Origin of the sequence: Lederbergia citri (genome assembly GCF_018343625.1) — a bacterium.
Classification (GTDB): domain Bacteria; phylum Bacillota; class Bacilli; order Bacillales; family Bacillaceae_C; genus Lederbergia; species Lederbergia citri.
Map to the genome: position 1 here is coordinate 41,122 of NZ_JAGYPG010000003.1, position 24,220 is coordinate 65,341.

At 36.4% G+C, this 24,220-nt stretch carries 19 protein-coding genes; 15 read left to right on the forward strand and 4 right to left on the reverse strand.

The genetic code is table 11. From position 1 onward, the window contains the following. Positions 1–7 precede the first annotated feature (7 nt). Together KHA97_RS16325 and KHA97_RS16330 are read left to right on the forward strand one after the other, a co-directional pair. Positions 8–721, forward strand: coding sequence for a response regulator transcription factor (locus KHA97_RS16325; protein ID WP_213125856.1), 714 nt, complete (start codon positions 8–10; stop codon positions 719–721). Then, the gene (locus KHA97_RS16330; RefSeq protein ID WP_213125857.1) at positions 699–2,057 is read left to right on the forward strand and encodes a sensor histidine kinase; all 1,359 of its coding nucleotides are present in this window, start codon (positions 699–701) and stop codon (positions 2,055–2,057) included. Before KHA97_RS16325 ends, KHA97_RS16330 begins: the two co-directional genes overlap by 23 nt. A gap of 629 nt (positions 2,058–2,686) precedes the next feature. On the opposite strand, the gene KHA97_RS16335 is transcribed toward KHA97_RS16330, so the two are convergent. Beyond that, a complete protein-coding gene (locus KHA97_RS16335; protein ID WP_213125858.1) occupies positions 2,687–3,538 on the reverse strand; it encodes a LysR family transcriptional regulator in 852 nt (283 codons plus the stop codon). A 129-nt stretch (positions 3,539–3,667) separates the two neighbouring features. Here KHA97_RS16335 and KHA97_RS16340 point away from each other — a divergent pair, with 129 nt between their 5' ends. The 10 genes from KHA97_RS16340 to KHA97_RS16390 all read left to right on the forward strand — a co-directional run bounded on the left by KHA97_RS16340 (position 3,668) and on the right by KHA97_RS16390 (position 20,018). Beyond that, positions 3,668–4,306, forward strand: coding sequence for an HAD family hydrolase (locus tag KHA97_RS16340; protein WP_213125859.1), 639 nt, complete (start codon positions 3,668–3,670; stop codon positions 4,304–4,306). Positions 4,307–4,381: 75 nt separating this feature from the next. Next, positions 4,382–5,047, forward strand: coding sequence for an HAD family hydrolase (locus KHA97_RS16345; RefSeq protein ID WP_213126432.1), 666 nt, complete (start codon positions 4,382–4,384; stop codon positions 5,045–5,047). Positions 5,048–5,051: 4 nt separating this feature from the next. Further along, positions 5,052–5,945, forward strand: coding sequence for a DMT family transporter (locus tag KHA97_RS16350; protein WP_213125860.1), 894 nt, complete (start codon positions 5,052–5,054; stop codon positions 5,943–5,945). A 592-nt stretch (positions 5,946–6,537) separates the two neighbouring features. Further along, on the forward strand, positions 6,538–7,488 hold the full coding sequence (locus KHA97_RS16355) for a DNA/RNA non-specific endonuclease (RefSeq protein ID WP_213125861.1): 951 nt from the start codon (positions 6,538–6,540) through the stop codon (positions 7,486–7,488). A 1,378-nt stretch (positions 7,489–8,866) separates the two neighbouring features. After that, positions 8,867–14,044 carry a 5'-nucleotidase C-terminal domain-containing protein gene (locus KHA97_RS24115; protein WP_233713598.1) on the forward strand — a complete coding sequence of 1,726 codons (5,178 nt, stop codon included), beginning with the start codon at positions 8,867–8,869 and terminating at the stop codon, positions 14,042–14,044. A gap of 390 nt (positions 14,045–14,434) precedes the next feature. Beyond that, the gene (locus tag KHA97_RS16370) at positions 14,435–15,058 is read left to right on the forward strand and encodes an ECF transporter S component (protein WP_213125862.1); all 624 of its coding nucleotides are present in this window, start codon (positions 14,435–14,437) and stop codon (positions 15,056–15,058) included. A 362-nt stretch (positions 15,059–15,420) separates the two neighbouring features. Next, positions 15,421–16,218 (forward strand): pyrroline-5-carboxylate reductase, encoded by a 798-nt coding sequence (gene proC, locus KHA97_RS16375; protein WP_213125863.1) that lies wholly within the window; start codon positions 15,421–15,423, stop codon positions 16,216–16,218. A 694-nt stretch (positions 16,219–16,912) separates the two neighbouring features. After that, positions 16,913–18,109 (forward strand): beta-ketoacyl synthase N-terminal-like domain-containing protein, encoded by a 1,197-nt coding sequence (locus tag KHA97_RS24500; RefSeq protein ID WP_325167479.1) that lies wholly within the window; start codon positions 16,913–16,915, stop codon positions 18,107–18,109. Continuing rightward, positions 18,075–19,565 carry a sensor histidine kinase gene (locus KHA97_RS16385; protein ID WP_233713599.1) on the forward strand — a complete coding sequence of 497 codons (1,491 nt, stop codon included), beginning with the start codon at positions 18,075–18,077 and terminating at the stop codon, positions 19,563–19,565. Before KHA97_RS24500 ends, KHA97_RS16385 begins: the two co-directional genes overlap by 35 nt. A gap of 159 nt (positions 19,566–19,724) precedes the next feature. After that, the gene (locus KHA97_RS16390; protein WP_213125864.1) at positions 19,725–20,018 is read left to right on the forward strand and encodes a hypothetical protein; all 294 of its coding nucleotides are present in this window, start codon (positions 19,725–19,727) and stop codon (positions 20,016–20,018) included. 589 nt (positions 20,019–20,607) lie between these two features. On the opposite strand, the gene KHA97_RS16395 is transcribed toward KHA97_RS16390, so the two are convergent. Together KHA97_RS16395 and KHA97_RS16400 are read right to left on the reverse strand one after the other, a co-directional pair. Continuing rightward, entirely contained in the window at positions 20,608–20,943 is a 336-nt protein-coding gene (locus KHA97_RS16395) for a YolD-like family protein (RefSeq protein ID WP_213125865.1), read from the reverse strand. Positions 20,944–20,945: 2 nt separating this feature from the next. Then, positions 20,946–21,161, reverse strand: a complete 216-nt coding sequence (locus KHA97_RS16400) for a hypothetical protein (RefSeq protein WP_213125866.1) — start codon at positions 21,159–21,161, stop codon at positions 20,946–20,948. Positions 21,162–21,578: 417 nt separating this feature from the next. On the opposite strand from KHA97_RS16400, the gene KHA97_RS16405 reads away from it, so the two are divergent. The 3 genes from KHA97_RS16405 (at position 21,579) to KHA97_RS16415 (ending at position 23,104) form a co-directional block, all read left to right on the forward strand. After that, positions 21,579–22,169, forward strand: coding sequence for a TetR/AcrR family transcriptional regulator (locus tag KHA97_RS16405; RefSeq protein WP_213125867.1), 591 nt, complete (start codon positions 21,579–21,581; stop codon positions 22,167–22,169). A gap of 14 nt (positions 22,170–22,183) precedes the next feature. Next, on the forward strand, positions 22,184–22,654 hold the full coding sequence (locus KHA97_RS16410; protein ID WP_325167480.1) for a DUF2269 family protein: 471 nt from the start codon (positions 22,184–22,186) through the stop codon (positions 22,652–22,654). 129 nt (positions 22,655–22,783) lie between these two features. Further along, entirely contained in the window at positions 22,784–23,104 is a 321-nt protein-coding gene (locus KHA97_RS16415) for a DoxX family protein (protein ID WP_325167481.1), read from the forward strand. A 286-nt stretch (positions 23,105–23,390) separates the two neighbouring features. Here the strand turns inward: KHA97_RS16415 and KHA97_RS16420 are convergent, their stop codons facing one another. Beyond that, positions 23,391–24,002 carry a DJ-1/PfpI family protein gene (locus KHA97_RS16420; RefSeq protein ID WP_213125869.1) on the reverse strand — a complete coding sequence of 204 codons (612 nt, stop codon included), beginning with the start codon at positions 24,000–24,002 and terminating at the stop codon, positions 23,391–23,393. Positions 24,003–24,220 lie beyond the last annotated feature (218 nt).

A 24,220-nucleotide genomic window follows, 5' to 3' on the forward strand; every position in this document is an offset into this window, starting at 1 on the left:
GTGCCTAGTGAAAACGCATATTCTTTTAGTCGAAGATGAAACACAGATTGCTCGTGTCTTAAAAATGGAATTGGAATATGAAGGTTATCAAGTTACCGTGGAACATGACGGTAAAGCAGGATTAGAGACAGCAACGCAGAATGAAATAGATTTAATTTTACTGGATGTAATGTTGCCGGGATTGAGTGGAATTGAAGTGTTAAGGAGATTAAGAAAAGAAGATAGAGTAACTCCTGTTATACTTTTAACAGCTCGGAACTCAACATTTGATAAAGTGGCAGGATTGGATCATGGGGCAAACGACTATGTAACAAAGCCCTTCGAGATTGAAGAATTATTAGCGCGAATTCGGGCTTGTCTTCGGAATAACCTTAAACGGGAAACTAAAGATGAAGAGACCTTATTGACTGTTGAGGATTTAACCATCAATTTGGAATCAAGAGAAGTGAAACGAGGCGGGAAATCCATTGTATTAACTCCGAAAGAGTATGATTTCTTAGTTTATCTAGTACTGAATAAAAATAAAGTTGTTACACGTGAGAACATTATTCTTAAAGTTTGGGGGTATGAGTACGAAGGCGAGACTAATGTCATTGATGTATTTATTAGACACCTGAGAATAAAAATTGATGAGGGTTTTTCAAGTCCTTTAATTACTACCGTCAGAGGAATTGGCTTTACCATAAAGGAGAACACGGATGAAGATTACTACAAAAATTAATCTACTAACGACTGCTTGGATGCTGTGCATATTAATCCTTGTCAATTTTGTGGTCTTCTTTCTATTTATGAAAACAACAGTGAATATGGAAGAGGATATGCTTTTTCAAAAGGCTGGGAATATATTAAAAGACATTGATAACAACCTATCGTCTAGTGAAATTGAGAGAAAATTAGAAGAGTATTTAACTGAACATTCCTATATCAGAATCATTGATAAAGGGAACAAGGTAAGTCATGAAGTTTCGAATGATAAGTTACTCTCAAAAAAAGTAAAGGCAAAGTATAAAATAAGTAAACAGGCTAATACTCATCTGATTTCTGCTGAAAAAGGAGAGGAACAAGTATTGGTCGTTCACGTTCCCATTATTAATGGTAATCAAATTCAAGGAAGTTTGGAAATTGGCGAACGATTACAAGGGTTAGAAGCAAGAAGAGAGATTCTTCGGGCAATCTTAATATTCTGTACGACTTTAGCTGCATTTTTATCCTTACTTGGAGGAAGATGGTTAGCTAATATGATTATGAGACCGATTTCCAAGATGATTATAACAATGGAGGAAATTGAAAAGAGCGGTGTCCCTAAGACCATCCCCATCCAGAATAAGACAAAAGATGAACTCCAAACAATGGCTCTAACTTTTAATCGTATGATTGATAGACTTCAGGTAAACATGGAAAAACAAAACCAGTTTGTTTCTGATGCCTCTCACGAATTAAAAACGCCTTTAACAGTCATTAAAAGCTACGCAAATTTATTAAGAAGACACGGTTTAGAAAATACAGAAATAGCACAGGAAGCCATTAAAGCCATTCATTCTGAGGCAACTAGAATACAAAAAATGTCTGAAACTTTTTTGGATTTAGCTACCCTAGAAAGGGAAAATGTATTAGAAATAATTGATGTAAATGTGGTCTCATTATGCCAGGATATAATAAAGCAATTAAAAGATGTATATAGACGAGAAATAACTTTACATTTTGATGAAAATCCGATCATCATTCGTGCAGATGAACTAAAGATTAAGCAGGTAATTATTATTTTATTGGATAATGCCGTTAAATATAGCAAAGAAAAAATAGAAGTCTACTTAGAAAAGAATGAACAAAATGTAATTATACAAGTAAAAGATTATGGGATTGGAATCCCACAAGATGAGATTAATAATATCTTTGAAAGATTTTACCGTGTTGATAAGGCAAGAAGTCGAGAGACAGGAGGCACTGGTTTAGGTCTGCATATTGCTAATAGCATTATGAAATTGCACGATGGTGAAATAAAGGTAGAAAGTACAGAAGGATTGGGGACTAATGTAAAGTTATTTTTCCACAAATAATACAAAGTAGTAATATTGGTATTTCAAAATTCAAAGATATTTTAAAAAAGAAGTTGGTACTATCAACATCAACATCTAATTTTCTTTCAGCAACTACCATAGATGCTTTATAAAAGACATTTCTCAATTCCTTTCCCTTTAAATTTCAGTTCTTTTTCTACTATATCCCCTGTAACTCCCTCGGTACCCATGGAACTTTGTTCTCCTCTGCTGTAACTAAGTTGGTACCTGAAAGGGGAAAAGGGAAGGGAAGAACGAAGGAAATGTGGTGAGACAAAATGCCTCCAAAAGAATCGGGATGCGTACCAATGGTACGTCTTTCTCAGTTTTTTATTAATCAAACGTTTGATTAGTTTTGGTTTCTGATCATTTTTTTGTTCAATATGCCCCCAATCCCTTGCCCAATAAGTATGTCCCTGTTACTTTCCTCTTCCTCATGCTAAAAAGTCGGTACCTACTGCTAAATAGTTGGTATCTAAACGGCAAGGAAGCCGGAAGAGCAGCGGGTAGTCTTATATGTATTCAATCGGATTTTTCGTCGTAAAATCAATCAAAATTCGAGGCTGGATCCAAAAGTGATCCACATTTTATCTGGTCGTTCAAAAGAAATAAAAAGTAATTTTCAAAGTTTAATTCTTTAACAAATCCAATACTTTCTTAATAGTGGATTCCTTTTTTAAATCTTTTGGGGTGAATATATAAATATGATGAGCGGGCATTTCAAATTCACTTTCTAGGTAATACAGCTTTTTATCATTAATAAATGGTTGGGCTATCATAGAAGGTAGTAAAGTAAAATAATCTTGTTCTTCTATCATTTTTAACACGATTGCAGTTTGATTCATTGATAAGGCCGGTAAGTGATTGATGCCCGTTAACTCCATGAACCATTCAAAGAAAGCATCTCCCCAATTGTTTAATATAAATTTCTTACTGTTTAAATCATCAACTGTAATAGGCCTATTCAGTTGAAATTTGGATACAAATTTAAAATGGTCCTCAATGTGTTCATGTATTAGTAAATTTGGATGAGTTGGTTTTGTATAAGATACTCCAAGGTCTATAACTCCATCTAACACTTTGCTAATAGTATTCTCTGATGAATGAGTTTTAAGTTCTAAGGACACATTTCTATTTTCTATTGCAAAAGTGGATAGAGCGTTTCTATAGATATAGTTCCAAGCTGACGATGGACCTCCTAACACTAAACGGTCAATATATTGACCATCTAATGCTAGCTCTTTTTTACTTTCCTCAACTAATTCAATTATTCTTTTTGCATAAGGTAAAAATATTAATCCCGAAGGAGTAAGTTCGACCCCTTTGTTTGTTCTTCTTAGTAATGGCTTTCCTAATTCTTGCTCAAGGCTTTTTAGCCTAGCCGAAACAGTTGATTGGGCTACATGTAACATTTCAGCACTTTTTGTAAAGTTTTTATAGGTTACCAACGATAAGAATGTATCTAATTGTTCTTTATCCATGTCAACAATTTTCTCCTGTTTTATTATCGGAAAATCCGATTACAGCAATCCGATATATTCGTTAAACAAATAATACTATATGGGATACAATTTAATCAAAGACATTATTTCTTATAGGAGAGATAAAATATGTTCAATTATCTGATTTTTGATGTGGACGGAACGATTTTAGATACCGAAGTAGCAATATTAAAATCTCTACAAAAAGTGTTGGCACGTGAAGGTGAAGAATACCAAATAGAGGAATTGAGATTTGCCTTAGGAATACCAGGAAAAGAAACACTTCGAAGACTAAATGTGACTGATGTAGAACGTATTCATTTAAAGTGGGCGAATGCAGTATTAGAATTTTCCGAAGAAGTAAATGTATTTAAAGGGTTAGAAGAGATAATAAAAGTTCTATCAAATAAACCTGTTAAAATGGGTATTGTTACTTCCAAAACACACCAAGAATTAAAGGATGAATTTGATCCATTTGGATTAAGCTCTTTTTTTCAATACACAATTAATGCTAATGATACCGAGAAGCACAAGCCACATCCCGACCCCTTATTAGCTTGTTTAGAAGGTTTAGGTGCTACTCAACGTGATGCAATTTACATTGGGGATTCAATCTATGATATGCAATGTGCAAAGAGTGCTGGGGTGAGATTTGCTCTTGCTTTATGGGGAGCTAAGACGGTAGAACGGTTTGAATCAGCAGACTATATATTAAAAGAACCGAAAGATATTTTAACTTTATTAACAAATAAAAGACTGTATGAATAGGAAAATATGTGATGTTTAAATTCTATTGATTTGGTCGTTTAAGGTGTTTTAAATACTTTTGATAAAGGGTGTGTAATTATTAAAGCAATTATTTTTGATTTTGATGGTACTCTTGCTGACACCTTGCCAATTTGTTTTTATGCGTTTCAAGCTGTATTTAAGGAATTTGACAACATTCAGGTTACTGCAGATGTGATTAAGGCTATGTTCGGTCCATCTGAGACTGGAATTATCAGGGAAAATCTAATAAATTCAAATCATGATAAAGCAATCGAATTATATTATGAAAAATATATTGAAAAGCACAAAGAACTCGTTTTGGATAATGAGAAAATTAACGACTTACTTCTGCAATTAAAAAGCGATGGTTATAAATTAGGAATTGTAACAGGGAAAGCAAGAAGAAGTCTGCTTATTTCTTTAGAATGCCTTAATATGAATGACTTATTTGATATAATCATTACTGGTGATGATGTCTATACACCAAAACCTCATCCGGAGGGAGTAAATAAGGCATTGGAACATCTTAAAATAAAAAACACGGAAGCTGTTTTCCTAGGAGATAGTGAAGCCGACATTCTGGCTGGTAAACAAGCCCATGTACATACAATCGGGGTCCAATGGTTGCCAAATTACCAGACATTAGAGTTTAGTGTTCAACCAGACCAAATGTTTAGTAGCGTAGACGAATTCATACAACACTTACAAACTATAGGTATGAACAACTGTGAAAGCAAGTAAAATTATGAACATATGGCTTTTTGGACTTTTAGTCGTATTGACAACATCTTTAATGGGATCTTCTTTCACGATTGGAAAGATTGGACTTGAGTACGCTACACCTATCATGTTGGTTGCATTACGATTCCTCTTGGCAGGGGTCTTAATGGCGATTATCGTAAAATGTTTAAGAATCCCGCATCCAAAAAAGGGTTCAGATTGGATAAAAATAGCACTGATTGGATTCTTTCAAACGGCGGGTGTCATGGGATGTATCTTTTTCAGTTTACGCACGATAACATCGGGGCAATCAGCTATATTAACATTTATGAACCCCCTTTTGGTTGTTATATTTGGAACACTTTTTATGAAAATGACATATAGTTGGCGACAATGGATCGGTGTTATTGCAGGTTTTGTTGGTGTATTTATTACGCTTGGTGCACAGGTAAACTTTCAGATTGGAACACTATTGGGTTTTCTTTCAGCCATTTCGTGGGCAATCGGAACACTACTAATCAAAAAATGGGGCGTTCATATTAATACATGGGTTTTAACGGCTTATCAAATGTTGTTTGGCGGTCTGATCCTATTCATTGGTAGTTTTCTATTGGAAAACCCTTCATTTCAAATTACCACCTTGTCGATTACCATTTTATTATGGTTAGCATTAATGGCTTCCATTGTACAATTCGCTGTCTGGTTTTATCTATTAAAAACAGGCGATGCCGGCAAGACAAGTGCATTCTTGTTTTTAGCCCCATTTTTCGGTGTTCTCACGGGCTGGTTATTATTGGATGAAATGATTGATTGGAATGTAATACTCGGCGGTGTTTGTATCTTTATTGGCATATTCATGGTCAATTGGACTTCTAAGTCAAGATATAGTAAAAAATTAAAAAAAACCTTATTCCATTAAAAGGTGTTTTAATTAATAAAGTTCATAACAAAACAGAAACCATTCTAAAATAGAGGTTTCCATTGCAACCATATTGGAAATGAATAATGCGAAACAGGACGTTAATCTTCATCCAAAGCATATATCTACTATGTCTCTATAAAAAATTAACGGTTCTTAAATAAAAATACGTTCCTTAAATAAAATTAATGTTCCCAATCCGAGGGTTTTCCCGGTATTTGTCCGGAAGACCTTCGGTTTTTTTTATGCCAAAATTGGAGGGAATCTAATCTTGATCAAAGATATTAAAGATCTATCGACATATGGAATGCTTGATCCTTTTAGGACTCAGATCATAGTTATGACAAGGGTAAGCTCATGGTGTACCTCCACAACCCAAAACCCAAAACCTGTAATGCCATTTTTCTTGTTCAAGTAAATGGAAGAATAGTTCAATAGCACTCACAAAGTATTTTGTATTTCCTGTATAATATAATGAGAAATAAATACCATACAAAAGGGCATGGAAATTTAGTGGTAATATAATATTCAATGTTAACATTCCGAGATTTTTAGAATGATTAATATGAAACTATTACAGGAGAGTCCTAAAATGAAAAAGAAAATGAACTATTTAATCTTACTTTTAACAATCATCTTTATGGTTGGTTGTACCAATATAGAAGATGCATCCATTACAGATGTAGAAACAGATTCACAAGAAGTAACCACAATTGAAACAAATAAAAATAATGAAAAAGAAGAAACTATCACAACGGTTGCTGATAAACCAGCAGTAGAGGAAACAACAACCCAACCAAATAATGAACTGTTCGCAGGATACGAACTTATTGAAGTTGATGGTGGTGATTTGTCTGGTTATCGTCAACCTAACGTCGTTGTTGACATTGGTTATGGGGACCGTGAATATTGGGCATTTACAAATGAATACGGACAACTGGTACGTGTCATTGCTGACAAAATCATCCTACAAGATGATAGTAAGGAACCTGTAACATCTTCTGGTAGATACTATTCAGACGAAGCAAAGGTTCCTGGTGTCGAACGTGACGATTTAGATGAAGGACATATCATTGCGGATTCTCTCGGAGGGGTATCGAATGCTTATAATATTACCCCACAAGATAGTACACTCAACCGACACGGTGATCAAGCCTATATGGAAAAGGTGATCCGTCAAGCTGGTGGAGCTACTAATTTTGAAGCAATTATCACATATCCGAATACGGAAACACAGATTCCTTCTCATTATAAGTACACTTACACTTTAAAAGGGAATAAGATTGTTGATGAGTTTGATAACAGCAACCCGGATAAAGTAAACGAATCACTTGGTTTAACAGGCAGTAAATCTTCCGAATCAAACAGTTCAAACACAAGTTCAAGCAAAAGCGGTGATCTTTCTAGTGTTGATACAAATGGTAATGGGAAGGTAACGATTAAAGAAGCAAAAGATGCGGGTTATAAAATGCCAATTACTCGTGATCATTGGTTGTACCAATATATGGATGATCGTGATAACGACGGTATGGTAGGTGAGTAAACCCCTAGAACTTTGAGGCAAAATAAATGAACAAAAGAATATTTTCCTCGTTGGACGATTTATTACAATTTACAAATGGTTGTTTGGGCAGGAACAACTGAAGTTAATGGTCATATCATCTATAAAATTTGTACGATGAGTATATTATTATTTTTCACTAACGGGTGCTTTAATTAAGTTCAAAACAAAACAGAACCCGTTACTAAAATGATGGTTTTTTGTTTCATTGCAAACATATTAGAAGTGTATAATACGAAACAGGACGTTAATCTTCATCCAAAGCATATATCTACTATGTCTCTATATAAAATTAACGGTTCTTAAATAATAAAAGCGTTCCTTAAATAAAATTAATGTTCCCAATCCGAGGGTTTTTCCGGTACTTTTTCCGGCAGACCTTCGGTTTTTTTTCACCAAAATTGGGGAAAAGTCAGCGGAATTCAATATCAATTCAATCCCATTTCCAGTCGTATTTTCAATCGCCAGTATCCTCAAAATCCTTGTCTAGTAAGGGTTCTAGTCTCTCCTGGTTTGTTTCTCCACAATATTAATTCGGTATCCTTTCCAGTGTTTTTCCTCACTTTTTCGAGCCAGTAGGCCATCTAGTTTTCATTCGAAAAGGAACGTAATTTTTTTATCAAAATCATTGCAAAATCGGTACAATTTCATGCGAAAATCGGGAAAAAGGCGGGAAAGTAATTTTTTTATAAGAGAAAACGGGGAGTAAAAGGGGGTGAGCCTTTGGGAGATAAGGGATAGAGAGGAGTGAAAGGGAGAAGGGGCGGTGGAACGTAACTTTTCGATAGGGACAGGTTTTAATCATTTAATTTCAAACCTTGTCCAGTTAGGATTCAGTTCGGTCTCTTCTCCTTTTCAGTTGTTCTCTCACGGTATTAAATCAGTATCCTTTCCGGTGTTTTTCCTCACACATTAGGTTCAGAAAGTCCTTCGTCATCTACTCCGTATTCATACGAAAAGGAACGTAATTATTTTATCAAAATGAATGCAAAATCGTTACAATTTTGAGGGAAAATCGGTGGAAATCGGCATTTTTATTTTTAAATGAATAGTGCGGTATGATCACGATTTCTTTTGTTGATATTATTTTTACAACCTCTTAACAATAAATTAACATTCTTTACAAATAACAACAAAAACATTCGGGTTTAGGTCAAAAGATCTTAGGTATAAAGTATTGTTTTTGGTTTAATGTTCGTAAATGAGGTTGACCGACCTATATGGATGCGGTAATTTGAAAATAGATGTCATAGAAATTTAAGGGAGGGTAACCATGAAGATCTTTTTTGGAAAAAAACTACTATCTTTGTTAATGATCTTTAGTTTAGTAGTTCCAGGTACTCTAGTAAACTTTGCTCCTATGGTTAGTGCGGCAGAATTAACACCAGGATCAGGCGAAGATTTAATTATTTCGGAGTACATTGAAGGAAGTAGTTTTAACAAAGCTATAGAGCTTTATAATGCTACGGGTACTGATGTTGATTTAAGCCAGTATACACTTGAGCTTTATTCAAACGGTGCGAGTGCAGTAAGCCAGAACTTAACCTTAAGTGGTACTTTAGCAAATGGTGAAACCTATGTTTTATATCATGGACAAGCATCCGAAGAAATTAAGAGCAAAGGTGATTTAGCAAACTCTACTGTCATTAATTTTAATGGCGATGATGCGATTGTTCTTAAAAAAGGAAGCACAGTGGTTGATTCAGTAGGCCAAGTTGGAGAAAGAGTTAATAATTTAGCAGATGTTACTTTAGTAAGAAATAGTAATATTACCGTTGGCGATAAAAATCCAAATGATCCTTTTGATCCATCTGTAGAATGGACAAATCTAGGAAAAGATATATTTACAAATCTAGGATTACATACAATTGATGGTTCCAATTCCGGCGAACCAGATCCAGACCCAGAAGAACCGGTTGAAGCTATTACAATTGCTGAAGCACGCAGTCAAGGAACAGGGGAAGCAAAAGTAAAAGGTATTGTAACAGCAAAACTAAAAAATACTATTCATATCCAAGATGAAACAGCAGCAATAGCAGTTCGTCCAACCTCCCTAGAAGTTCAAATAGGTGATGAAATTACCGTAAGTGGTTCATTGCAAGAGTTTAGAGGCTTATTACAATTAGATTCTGCAACTTTAGTAGAAAAAAGTGAAAATGTAGTTCCTGAACCAGTTGAGCTACAAGGGGAAGAAATTAATGAAGAAAATGAATCGAAACTAGCGGTTGTAAATAATATTGAGCTAGTAGATGTTAATCAAGGTAATGGCTGGGCAAATTACACAGCTAAAGCAGAAAACGGTACTCAATTTTTGGTTCGTGATGAAACGGGCACATTAGAATTGGCTGTTGGAACAACCTATGATTCCATTACTGGTATTGTTCAACAGTTTGATAATGATTATCAAATTATTCCTCGTGGACAAGCTGATATTGTAGTCGATGCATCTGCAGTTCAACCTGTTACTGCATCTCCTACACCTGGATTAGTTCCAGCGGGGACAAAGGTATCTTTAAACACAACAACTAAAGATGCTACCATTTATTACACAACCGATGGGACAGAGCCTACAGAAGAAAGTAAAGTATATGTCGAACCTATTACTATTGATAAAGAAATTTCAATTAAAGCAATTGCAGTAAAAGAAGGTCTTACTCCAAGTAAAGTAAATACTTTTGTCTACACTACTTATAATGTAGAAGAAGGAATTAAAATCCACCATATTCAAGGTGAATCTCATGAATCACCAATGGTTGGACAATTTGTCGAAAATGTAGAAGGAATTGTTACCTATATTTATAAACTGGGTGGTAATAATTACTTCCATATGCAAACTCCGGATGATAAAAAGGATAATAATCCGAAAACATCTGAGGGTATTGTAGTTTTTACAGGAAATAAAGCTGCAAATGTTAAAGTTGGTAATTTAGTTAGTGTTACAGGAACCGTTGATGAGTATCAAATTGATGGATACAATGATACAAAACGTGATACTGATTTAACTGTAACTCAAATCAATGCTCGTGATGACCGTAGTGGAACTGTTAATGTTCTAGAAAACAGTGTTGAACTTCCAGAACCAGTGAAAATCACCAGCGAAAATCTACCAAGTGAAGTAATAGATAATGATAGCTTTAAAGAATTTGATCCAGAAGAAGATGCAATTGACTTTTGGGAAAGCCTAGAAGGAATGCGAGTTGAAGTTGATACCGTTAAGGCTGTAGCGCCTCAAGAGCATGGTGATTTAATCACTGTCCTAGACGATAGAGAAACGGATACAATTTATGGTGGTGTATTACTAACTGAAGATAATGCAAACCCAGACCGCATTCAGTTTAAAATGTATGATAACGATGCTGCGAGAGATTTTGAAGTTGCAACCGGAGATAAATTTACTGGTCCAATTATTGGTTTTGTAAACTATGGTTTCCAAAACTATAAAATCTACGTAGATTTATCGATTATGAAGGCTAAACACGTTAAAGGTGACACTGTACCTGAAACAACAACCATTGAAAAGGCAGATGACAAATTAACGATTGCTTCTTACAATCTAGAAAACTTTTCTAGTGAAACTAGTGCGGACAAGGCTCAGAAATTAGCAAGAGCATTCGTAAAAGATATGGAAAGCCCTGATATTATTGGTGTAACAGAAGTTCAAGACAATAATGGTGCTAAATCAGGTGATGCTGCAGCAGATAAAAGCTATAAGCGTTTAATCGATTTTATTGAAGCTGCTGGTGGTCCACGTTATGAATATTTAAATATTGACCCAATTAACAACCAAGATGGTGGTGCACCAAATGCCAACATCCGCGTTGGATTCTTGTATAATCCAGATCGGGTTTCTATACCTGAAGGCATTCCAGCAGGTAATGCAACAACTGCTGTAGGTTATGAAAATGGTAGTTTAACACATAATCCAGGGCGTATTGACCCTACGAATTCTGCATTCAATAATAGCCGCAAACCACTGGCTGCACAATTTAACTTCCAAGGTGAAGATGTGATTGTTATTGTGAACCATTGGAACTCCAAATCCGGAGATACTCCATTATTTGGTTCAACACAACCGCCTTATTACGGAAGTGAAGTAAAACGAAAACAAATTGCTAAAATCGTGTATGATTTCGTAGAGGAAATTAAAGATGATAACCCATATGCTAACATCGTATCTGTTGGTGACTTTAATGACTTCCAATTTTCAGAGGCTCTGAGAATCCACGAAGGTAAATTAATGACCAACATGATTAACCACGTGGATCCAAGTGACCGTTATACTTACTTGTTCCAAGGAAACTCTCAAGTATTAGACCATATTTTGGTTTCTAATAACTTAGTAGACAATACAGAAATTGATATTCTTCATATCAATTCTGACTTTACGGATATGGCAGGACGTGCAAGTGACCATGATCCAGTTATGGTTCAAGTTGGGTTTGCAGATTTATCCAATAAAAACTTTGAATTAACGGTCATGCATACGAATGATACTCATGCTGCGTTAGACAACATGCCTAAGACCGTAACTGCAGTAAAAGATGTAAGAGCAGAAAAACCAGATTCACTTCTTCTACATGCAGGAGATGTATTCACAGGAACATTGTATTTCAATGAATTCCATGGTCAAGCAGACCTAGCGTTTATGAATTTAATGGGCTTTGATGCCATGACATTTGGTAACCATGAATTTGACTTAGGTTCCTCTCCTGAAGGTCACCAAGCTTTAGCTGACTTTATTAAGGGAGCAGAGTTCCCATTTGTGAGTGCAAACGTTGATTTCTCAAATGACGATAAATTTAATGGGTTATTTAATGACTTTATTACCGAAGAAATTGAAAATGGCCAGATTTACAATGGAATTATTAAAGAAGTCAATGGAGAAAAAGTCGGTATCTTCGGACTAACAACAGAAGAAACAGTTGATATTTCCAGTCCAGGTTCAATTGCATTTGAAAACTACCTCCAGCAAGCAGAGAAAGCTGTCGAAGCTTTCGAAGCAGAAGGTGTTAACAAGATAATTGCATTAACACATATTGGTTTTGACGATAATGCACTGGTTGACAATGACTTAATCCTTGCCGAAGCTGTTGAAGGTATTGATATTATAGTCGGTGGACATAGCCATACTACTTTATCTGAACCAGTAGTAGTTTCTAAAGATGCAACACCTACGGTCATCGTTCAAACTGGTAATGCCAATAGTAATTTAGGTGTACTCGATGTTGTCTTTGATGAAAATGGTGTAATCATTGAACATGCTGGTGAATTAATAGCTATTGGTAGTCAAAAAGATGACCAAGAAGCAGCTGGAATTTTAGCGCCGTACAAAGCAAAAGTGGATGAAGTAGCTAAGGAAGAAATTGGTGTGTCAACCCCGTTAGAATTAGAAAACCCACGTACAAATGGAGATGACACAAAACCAAGTGTACGTAAAAACGAAACAATTCTAGGGAACTTGATTACAGATGGAATGCTTATAAAAGCAAGAGAATTCACTGGACAAAATGTTGTTATGGCGTTGCAAAACGGTGGTGGTATCCGAGCAGCAATTGATGCTGGTCCGATTACCGTTGGTGAAGTTATTACTGTTTTACCGTTTGCTAATACTTTGGCAACTATGGAAGTCACTGGATCCGAGTTAAAAGAAGCATTTGAAATCTCCTTAAGTAGATATCCAGGAGAAAATGGCGGTTTCCTACATGTTGCAGGTGGTAAAGTAGAATTCGACTCTACTAAACCAGCAGGAGAACGCGTAGTAGAAATTTATATTAAAGATGCTAACGGCAACTTTGTACCAGTGGATGATAATACAACATATACCATTGCAACTAATGCCTTTACAGCTAAAGGTGGAGACGGATATGATGTATTTGCAAAAGCCTATGAAGAAGGACGTGTAACAGACCTTGGACTTTCTGATTGGGAAAACTTCCGTGATCATTTAATAAGCGTAGGTAGTGAAGGGATTCCGACTGAAATTGAAGGAAGAATTGTAGATGTTAATTCAATTCCAAATGAAGAACCGATAACTGTAGTTGTTAAACCTGAAAGAAAAGGTAATAAATATCAAATTGACGCCGATCTATTAAGCAAAGTAGAAAAAGAGGCTACTGTCATTGTTGAGATTTCTGAGCAAAAGAATACAATCATTTCCTTAAATGGAGGAGCGATTGCAAAACTAAAAGAGGCTGATGGAAATCTAGTAATCTCTAATGGTGTTTTCGATCTACAAATACCTGCATCAAACCTTCCAGATGGAGCAACAGACATTAAAGTTAAGGAAGTCAAAGTAAAGGACAAATCAGCCCTAGTTGTATATGACTTTACAATTAATTCTATGGGTAAAGATTATAGCTTTAGGAAAGAAGTTACTTTGTCCTTTACTATTGATTCTAAACAGGTCAAAAACCCTGAAGATGTAAAAGTTCTCTACGAAGCTAAAAAAGCATGGGAACTAGTCGGTGGTAATTATAATGAAGGAAAAATTACTGTAACTACTGACCGCCTAGGTACCTTTGGTGCATTCGAAAAATAAAATAATAGCAAAAATTTCTCAAGGCCATAGAACAAGATTCTATGGCCTTTCTTCATATTATTTTGTAGAAAAATCAACATGGTTTAGAATGCTCGCAATCTGTGTGGTCGGTTACGTTATGATATGATTCACAAACCATTATACGTGAGCTATGAATGGCAAATAGAAATCAAGATATTTATGAAGCAGTAGCTGAATGTGGTTTTGTTGATTTAACACATTTAAACTAATACTTTAAGAGAGTATATGGAATAACCACATTTGAATATATGTTACATATAAATTAATATGAAGGAATTGAGAGGAACTTTGAGGGAGTTGTATTATAAATCGGACTTCTTCTGATGTCTTTAGGTAAATCAAAAAATAGTCTACTAAAGGAGTTAGAACTTGAAAATAAAAGACTTTACTTTGACTGCAATTTTTTTATCCATTATTTTATTACTTGCTTTCTCACCATTTGGGTTTATACATTTAGGTGTAATTAAAGCGACTTTGATTCATATTCCAATCATTATAGCCTCGATTATTTTAGGTCCAAAAATTGGTGCTTTTCTAGGGCTTATGTTTGGATTCACTAGTATTGCAACTAATACGATCAGTCCAACATTGTTATCATTTGCTTTTTCACCAGTAATTCCTGTTTTAGGAACAAGTCAGGGAAGTTTTTGGGCTTTATTTGTTGCACTTGTTCCAAGAGTAATCATTGGGTTTATTCCTTATTACCTATTCAAGGTTGTTCAAAAAGTTATAAAAAAGAATGAGTCGAATCAAAAGCCGGCTTTATTTTTAACTGGCTTACTTACAACGTTCATTCATACATTTTTAGTTATGGGTTCAATCTCTTTGATATTTAATGAAGCCTATGCTCAAGCAATTAATGCCGGTAGCATTAATGCCATTTATAAAGCCATTATAGCTGTGTTTTTTACAAATGGCCTTGCTGAAGCAGTCCTTGCTGGAATTGTAACAATGGCAGTGGCACCGCCGTTATTGAAGGTATCCAAAAAATGAATAATTCTTTAATTAAGGTCTACCGATGTTGTAATAACAAGATTTTTCTTCTTTTGAAGTGGTTAATTTGGATTTGAAAGTTGGAGATATTATTTGATTTAAACGGACATTCCTTTCAATCCTTATCGGTACTGGTTCTATAGGCCGTCTGTTTTAATTCAATTCCTTTCCAATACAGTTAGGAAGAACACGGAATAGAGAAAAGACCTCCAAGAGAAAAGTTTCTTTTCCCTTGCTTTCTTTTTTATTCCCAATTAGTGAAACAAGATTCCGAAGGACTACAGAATTAGAGTGACCTACCCCTAATCGGGCAAACTATCCTAATGAAGCAGCATATACAATACAGAAAAAGGTGAACAACAATGAGTAACAATAAAAAGCATGTATTATTTATCGGGGCAGGGCGAATGGCCCAAGCCTTGATTAAAGGACTAGACAAAAATGAATTTGCCATTCTTGTTGGCAACAATGGAAATGAACAGCGGCTACGTGATATAAAAGAAACCTTTGATGTGGAAATTACCACTCACTGGTCACAAGAGATTCACAAGATGGATATCATTATTCTTGCCCTGCCACCAGAGTCTCATGAAGTTATCCTCGCAAAATTATCTGAAACCATTAGTGGACAATTAGTCATTACGGTAGCGGCAGGAATTGATCCAACTTACCTCGAATCCAGGCTTCCTAAAGGGACACCTGTAGCTTGGGTTATGCCTAATACAGCGGCTATGTTAGGTAAATCAATGACTTTATATACACTCGGTCAACACGTGAGCCAAGAACTACAAGAGTGGATTGAAGAATTAATTTGTGGTATTGGTGAATTTGAAAAAGTGACAGAGCAGCAAATTCATGAGCTGACCGCTGTAACTTCCAGTGCCCCGGCATTTATCTATCGGGTTGCGGAAGCACTCGAAAAAATAACAATAGAGTCAGGTGTCAGTAAAGTTCAAGCAAGAAAGCTAGTAGCCAACATGATTGCCGGTTCTGCAGAAATGCTAAAAACAAATGTGGCTCCTGCTGAACTTGCAGATGCGGTAGCCACTCCTGGCGGTTCAACAGCCGCTGGTTTAGAGGTACTAGACACAAACCATTTGGACCACTTAATGATTGACGCCATTGAAGCGTGCCGGCAAAAAGCAATGTTGCAGGAGTAAACAAACATAAAGTCCTTCCATTCAGAATGATGGGAGGACTTTTTAATTAAGTAGTCACTGGAGTATTTGTTAATACAATAGGCGACGAACTGAATAAGCAAAATCATCTTCGTCGTTTGTTTCTGTAATTAAGTCTGCTTTTCGAAAGAACAAAGAGGGCATTTGAAAGTTCGTTATTTAACCGTTAAGCAAAAGTTTGTTTAAATAAAAAATCAATACAAATTCGGGCTGGATCTAATGGTCATTCAGTCTTTTTATTGTGTTCAATGTTCTCTAATACCTGTCTACTAAGGCTCTCAACTGTTTTCCAATACCTAAATCAATAGGATTACCAATCTCTATCCACTTTATTTCCTAACTATTACACCGCCATCCCAAAATTGCTATACTTCTGTCTTTTCTCCATTCAGGGAAGTATTTAAATAACAGAAAAAAACAGTGGGAAAAGATGATAGAGGGCGCGGTTTAAGCCTTGTATTTTATAATCAATTGGCATCAAATGATACCCGTTTGGACTATTGTCAAAATGCGGTCAAATTGGACGTAGTAAAGTCGATGTTTATGGTCAAATTATCTTTCCTTTAAGTAAAAATATATTGCTAGTATAGATTCAATATCTATAAATATCTGGAGGCAAAAAAGATATGCATCCGGACAAATCGTGCTATACTCTAGTAGTTAAAATGAGGAAAAGGTGGTATTCATTATAAACATCGTTTGTACCGGTTATGGTGTTATTGCACCTAATACAAATAATATAGACCAATTTTTGTCTAACTTAATAAATGGCGTATGCTGTCTGGACGTTTATGAAGGAGAAGGTCCCAATAATGAGACGAACATTTTGGGGTTGATTAAAGAAGAATTGGATGAGGATAAGAAGCTAAAAAGACTTCCAAGGGTAACAAAACTAGGAATCACTGCAGCAAAGGAAGCCATTGAATCTGCTAGATTAGAAGTTAAAGACAAAAAAGTTGGTCTTTTCTTTGGTATTTCACTCGGAGCCATCCGGGAAGATGTTTTCCAGGATTCCCTTATCTATACACATCAAGATCAATTTCGGAAAATCCCTATCACCTTAGCCCATTATTGTAACTATCACAGCATTACTGCTGCAATCGGACATGAAATTGGTACAAATGGAATTACTAAGACCATTTCGACTGGATGTACCTCCAGTTTAGAAGCGATTGAAGAAGCGATGGTTTATCTAAAGAGTGGAAAGATTGATGTAGCCATTGTTGGCGGAAGCGACAGCCCAATTTGCAAAGGAACAACCTATGGATTTGCGAAAACAAGAGTCATTCCGTTGAATCAGTCCTTAGAGGAGGGGGCGGTTCCTTTTCAAGAGAGCAGCAAAGGGTTTGCAATGTCCGAAGCATCTGGTGTCATTGTATTGGAAAGAAAAGAAGATGCCGTCAATCGAGGAGCCAGTATTAGAGGGGAAATTGTCGATATTGTTTCCAATAATGATGGAATCTATATTTTCTCTTTGGACGAATTAGGAGACCAAATGAAACAGGCGTTACAAGAAGTAACAGAGAATCGGGTTCCTGATTACATCAATAGCCAAGCACTTGGCATTCAAATCAACGATCAGATTGAAAAAAGATGCTCGAAGGAATTATTTGACCACAAAATGCCGTACACTTCGATTAAAAGTATGTATGGAAATCCATTTGGAGTTACCGGAATCCTACAGGTTATCGCTTCTCTACTGAGCATTGAGCATAGCTTTATTCCCCCTACCATTCGGACCTCAAAGGCTGGTTACGAAGAGATGAACATTATTACACGGACAAAATTTCAAGAAGTAAACGAAGTGGCCATTACCAACCATGGATATGGTGGTAATAATGCCTGTGCTTATATCAAAAAATGTTCTGAGTAATGACCAAGGAGTGATTATTACGGTTATCGGATTGTTAATTTGCACGATTGGACTCATACCGATGGTGTTGGCGATCAATATCAAGAAGATATATAGAGAATCCAAACTGTCCAGAGGGTTATTTTTCTATATGATCTTTATTACGATATGGCAGATTGATATAGGGGTTCTTTATTTCAATGAGGTGTGGAGTGAAAAAACGGTTCTGTTTCTCTTTAAGCTCTTTCGGATCGGCCCTACTTTTGCAGTTGTGATGATTTTTTACATTGCCTACCTGATTTTAGAGGGTGAACCAACTACACAGGACAATCACAAATGGTTAAATAGAAACATTAAGAAACTATTCAACAAGAAGATTCTCTATCTACTGATTACTCTTAGTTCCATTATCTATCTTATCAATTGGACCGATTTAGGAATCTCTAGCTTGGAACTGAGGACGGGAAGTTATTCATCTATCAGTTTTTATTTTCCTGTGTATGGGCCCTTTAATCTGATATATGTTTTGTATGAGGCTAGTTATATATTTATCTTGATATCCGTCTATTTGCTCTCAAAGACAATCGTGAATATTTTTATGATGAAATTCGTTAACATATTTTCAATCTATTCCCTTTTGCTCTTTTTTACGGGATTTCTTAATTTCTCTCCAGATACAGGATGTGTAACAAGCAGCATTGGAGTAATCATATTTTGTACGTTAATCATGTTTGAATTTGTGAAGCTGAATAACAATATGAAGTTGGACTACTATCAATTAATGCAAAGACAAAAGAAGCTGGATTATACAGGCAGTCTGGCTGCGAGCTTAATACATGAGGTTAAAAATACGAATCAAATCATAAAGGGTTTTTCTAAGATGCTGAACAAGAGTGACTACATGACAGAAAGAGATCGAGGCTCTGTCGATATGATTTTGAGATCATCGGAACATTTGGGCAAACTCGCAAATAACTATAAAGAATACATGAAGACCTCAAAAATAGAATTGAAAATAGATGATGTAGAGTCAGTCATCAATAATGCCATTGATTTTTCACAAGAAATTTTGAATGAGCACCAGGTGAAAATTGAATTCACTAACCATTACAAGCCACTCAAGGCATTTATAAATAGAACCTATCTGGAGCAAGTTTTTATCAATCTCATCAAAAATAGTGTCGAGGCGATTCCGGCTAACAGAGACAACAAGAAAATAACCATCGTAACTGAAATTGTTGACAATAGCATAGTTATACATTTTTCAGATACAGGAAAAGGAATACATATTGAGAATTGGGAAAGCGTATTTGATCCATTCATGTCTTTTAACGATAAAGGGATGGGATTAGGACTCCCCTTTGTCAAAAAGGTGATTATCGAGCATTTAGGGAATGTCAATATCGTTGAAAGTTCTCCCGAAGGAACCCGGTTCCTAATTGAGATACCACAGAATGGGATATTGAATATGCAGTAATGATAAGAAGGAAAGCCACTTGAATAGAGCGGGTTCTTCTTGGTTATAAATAGCAATATAGGCAATAAGTCGGATGGTGAACTCTGTCAATAAATGGTTTCTTCTCCCTATTTACGGGCGTATTGAAAATAGTGATAATTAGAACGTTGGAAAAAATATATGGGAGGATTCATCATATCTTACGCAACCAAGATAGTAAAACAGGTGATGGACGACGTATTTTTTAGGAAAGGTTTTTCCAATACGTTAACTGGCGGCGTTTTTGAAGCAAGAGAAGCTATATTTGATAAGTTTCTATTTTTAATCAATGGGGGAATAAAAAAAGAAGATGAACTGGAAATGAAACAGTATCTCATTGATGAATGTCATTATACGGAACATGAAATACGAGCAGCAATGAAAGGGATAGTTGCTCTACATGGCTATGCAGAATGTATAAAGTTGTTTAAATAGAATGTCATTACCACGGTTCTATACGTTGTTGATTTATATCATATAGACGAAGAGTTGACCCAAGTTATTTTTTTGCTTTGATTTCATAAGATTGAACAAAAAACGAACCAATAATAAAGAACCTAAGGAATTTTCCAAAGGTTCTCTTTTTATTCTTCGGTGATTACTAGTTAAAATGCCACTCCTGTTTCTGGATCATATAAGTCATCATGCAGTGGTAGGCGCTTTGAAGACAAAGATCACATTTACCTTCTGATTTCCCTTCACTTGGCAGATAATCGATTTCATTTTCATATATCACCCCTAAACGTATAATGGGAGAGACAAAATGGTTATGTAATGGCTAGAAAGGAATCGGGAAGCGTATTGATGGTACGTTCTTCTCGGTCTTTTCTGTTAATTAAACGTTTGATTAGTTTATTCAATATACTCTACAGTCCCTTGTGTCATAAGGAATTCAGTTGTTTTCTCCATCTTGTTAATCTGCATGATATCTTCTCTCTATTCAGTTGGGTTCCTAACTGTAACATCACCCCGAAATTGTTACATTTCATCATTTGTATTCAGCTTTCTAAGAGTAGGGGGCTGTTCAATCAGCAAATTCCACTTTTATAATGTTTTCAAATTCAATCTTACTAGCATTACCAAGGTTGTCAACGATTCGAACGTACCTATCTAAGTTATGAATGTGATGAAGGTACCCCCCTTTTTTATCGAAAAATCCATCTACCCAAAGAGTTATAATTATGGGCGAATTTAATTCAATTGCTATGTGCAGTGTATCATCAATTTCTTGCAACTGATTTTCGTCGAGTAACGGTTTCTTTACTTTTTCATCATTGAGTCTCATCTCTTTTAAGGAAGAAACGTGCTCAGGCATAAAGAAACCATGCCATTTCTTCATTCCCCGGTCTTTAATACTCATTATTACGCACCTCTTTTTTGTCCAAGAATGCGAACCGATAGGATATTTTCTAATTTGAAGGAACGAAATTGTCGTTTAGTGTAGCAATAGGCTTTTACTATGTGATCAGTAACTGCCAGAACTTTAATGATACGATGCGATATTTGATTGTCGTTGTTTATATATATTAGTTCAAGTTTTTGTTCTGTTCCTAATGCACGGTTGATGATACCTTTCATAACAATCACTCCGAACGCATGTTTTTATATATTATATGCGAACGTGTGTTTGTTATGCAACTGGAAAATAAAAGAAGGTATTTTGCACAATATGCGAAGATTCGTAGTAAGGGGATAAGCGAGAATTGTTAATATTATGAAAGATGGAGGAGAGAAAATCGCAAATTTATCAGTCGGGAGCTAAATGGGTTTTGGGACTAAAGGGCGGAACATATGGAGATATTTACAAAGAACAGGAAGCAGTTATAACGACTTAGAGAAAACAACTTAGTAACCATATATGATTAGATATCTGATGTTCCAACGTGGCATAAAGTGGGAAGTTATTTTCCAAAAACAATTTACAAACCGTCGGTCGGTATGTTAAAGTTTATGTATTCAAAGTAAGGTTAATTTTACCATTACGGAGGGTTGATATTGAAACAAGATGAACGAAGACTGCAATCAACAAGGCTTTTGCTTGAAACGACTAAGGAGCTGATACGGGAAAAAGGATGCGATTCGATTACGATGAAGGACATTATGGACAGATCGGGCTTGTCGAAGGGAGCCATTTTCCACTATGTGAAGAGCAAAGATGAACTTTTTGTGTGGGTGCTACAGGAGCGGCTGGAAGAGACGAATGAACTTTTTATGAACGAAGTGGAACAAGGACGCCGATCATTTGATGAGCCATATCAAAAAATATTTGAAAGTATTTCGGCATATGCAGATGTGGATGTAACGAACAATGTGTTGATGTATTTGCTTGGAAAGGAGGAGCAGCCAGTTATCGCGAAAGCGCTCAAGCAGTACTATGAACGTTCTGTATTCTTATCCAGACTGTGGATCGAGACCGGTCAGAGGCATGGAGTTATTTCGGAATCGGTCGATGCAGGCAAAACAGCCGAAATGTTCGTTCTACTGACAATCGGTATGCGTGTCCGATCCACGATTCCATCTGTTCAGTCTGTTTTTACGGCACAAGAATTCTCGTCGTTTATTATCGATATCTTAAAATCCCGGTAAAGGGAGCGGAAAGGATGATCAGTATGAGCTTGTGGTTAACATTGCATCTGATTGGAGTTGTATTATTCGTTGGAAATATCATTACGGCAGCCTTTTGGAAGATCAGGGCGGATTTGACGAAAAATCCGGTTGAAATTCATAGCGCAGTCAAAAACGTCCTGCTTGCCGATTATGTATTTACGATTCCGGGTCTTGCCCTCATCATCGTTTCGGGCAGTATATTGGCTGCACACGCGGGAATGCCAATGTCGGGGTTTAACTGGCTTAAGTTGTCGCTCATAATATTAGCCGTGACCGGGATCATTTGGGCCATTATTCTTATTCCGCTGCAGCTAAAAATGATCCGATACAGCGCGGAATGCATCGAAAGCGGCAATATTTCCAAGGCATATCAGGATGCTTCTCGCTCGTGGGCCGTCTTCGGCATCGCAGCTACGCTGTTGCCGCTCGTCATTCTATACCTTATGGTAACGAAGGGTTTCTAAAAGGGAGGGATCGAGATGGTACCATTTTATGTGCTTGTCACCACTTTTCTGCTGTTCAAGGCTATTGGCTTGATTGGAGTACACTATTTCGAAGGCTGGCATACCTCGCTTCAAGGAGCAGTGGCCCTCATGCTGCTGCTTACCGCATCCGCTCATTGGGGGAAAAGGCGTTATGATTTGATCAGTATGGTTCCGCCGGCTTTTCCTAGACCGGATTGGATAGTTACAGCTACAGGACTACTGGAAATTGCCGGAGCTATCGGTATAATGTTTCAGGCTACCTCCAAGGTAGCTTCTTTAGGATTGGCGGTGCTGCTGCTAGTAATGTTTCCAGCAAATATACGGGCGGCCAGAGAAAAGTTAACGATCGGAGGACGGCCTGTACCTAAGCTAATTCCCCGAACTTTGCTTCAAATCGTTTTTCTTACAGCCGTCCTTTTGGCAGGTTAACCCTACTGGCTTCCACTACAGGAATGTCTAGAATCATTGAACAACAACAAAACATGGAGTTACCGCTCGACCATAAGGTTCCTGTCACCCTAAACCAATAAATAAGGATTGAGTTAAATGAGAAAAGCTTGTAAATCCTATTTTTCAAGGTTTTACAAGCTTTTTGATTGATTGAGAATAGCAGAATCGTACCCCTGATCTCTTGACTGATATTCAAGCGCCCTCCCATGAAGATTACTTTAACTGCCCCAAACATTCTATTTATTCCATACAAAAACAGAATTTCTTAATTTGCGGGGTTTCTCCAAACGACTCCTCTTCGCTCATATTCCATTCGATGTTCAACTGCAGCTGCTATCTCAGCTCCCGAAAACCTCTCAATAATCCATAATCCTAGGTCAATTCCTGAAGTAACTCCCCTAGCTGTGATTACACTACCTTCATCAACAATTCGATATCCCAAGTAATCAGCCCCATATCTCGGAAGTTCATCTTTCGCTAGATAATGCATAGCAACTCTCTTGTCTTTTAATATACCTGAAGCAGCCATCAACATACCACCTGTACAAACTCCGCACACGATTGTATCTTCATCATGCATAGCCGAGATGATCTGAGTCAACTCCCTCTTCTCAGCTTCTTTTCTGGCCCCATGTTGGGCTTTATGGTTCCAGCCACCGCCAGGGATGATTAACAAATCCGGTCTGTTGTCTAAACGTAAAAAATCATGGACCGTTATTTGAACGCCAAAGGATGAGACGACTTCTTTTTGAGACCGACTTGCGACTAATTCAATCTCGAATGGAGCTCCTGCCTCAATTCCCCGCTTTAAAACTTCAAAAGGAGCCAAAGCGACAAGTTCCCCAAATCCTTCAAATAATACAATTTGTATCTTCACCCTTATACACTCCTTTGATGGCCGATATTGATCCCCTTTTGCATCAATTACGATAATATCTCCAAGATTGCTCTTAGAACGGCTAAGTTATCACCAACAGGAATCTTCACAGTTAATAAATTGCTTAAGAATAAGTTCCATCGAATCCTACTTTACAAATTGAATATTTAATAAAATTATACAGTTGCTTGAATTCATTTAGAAATATAAAAAAGTTA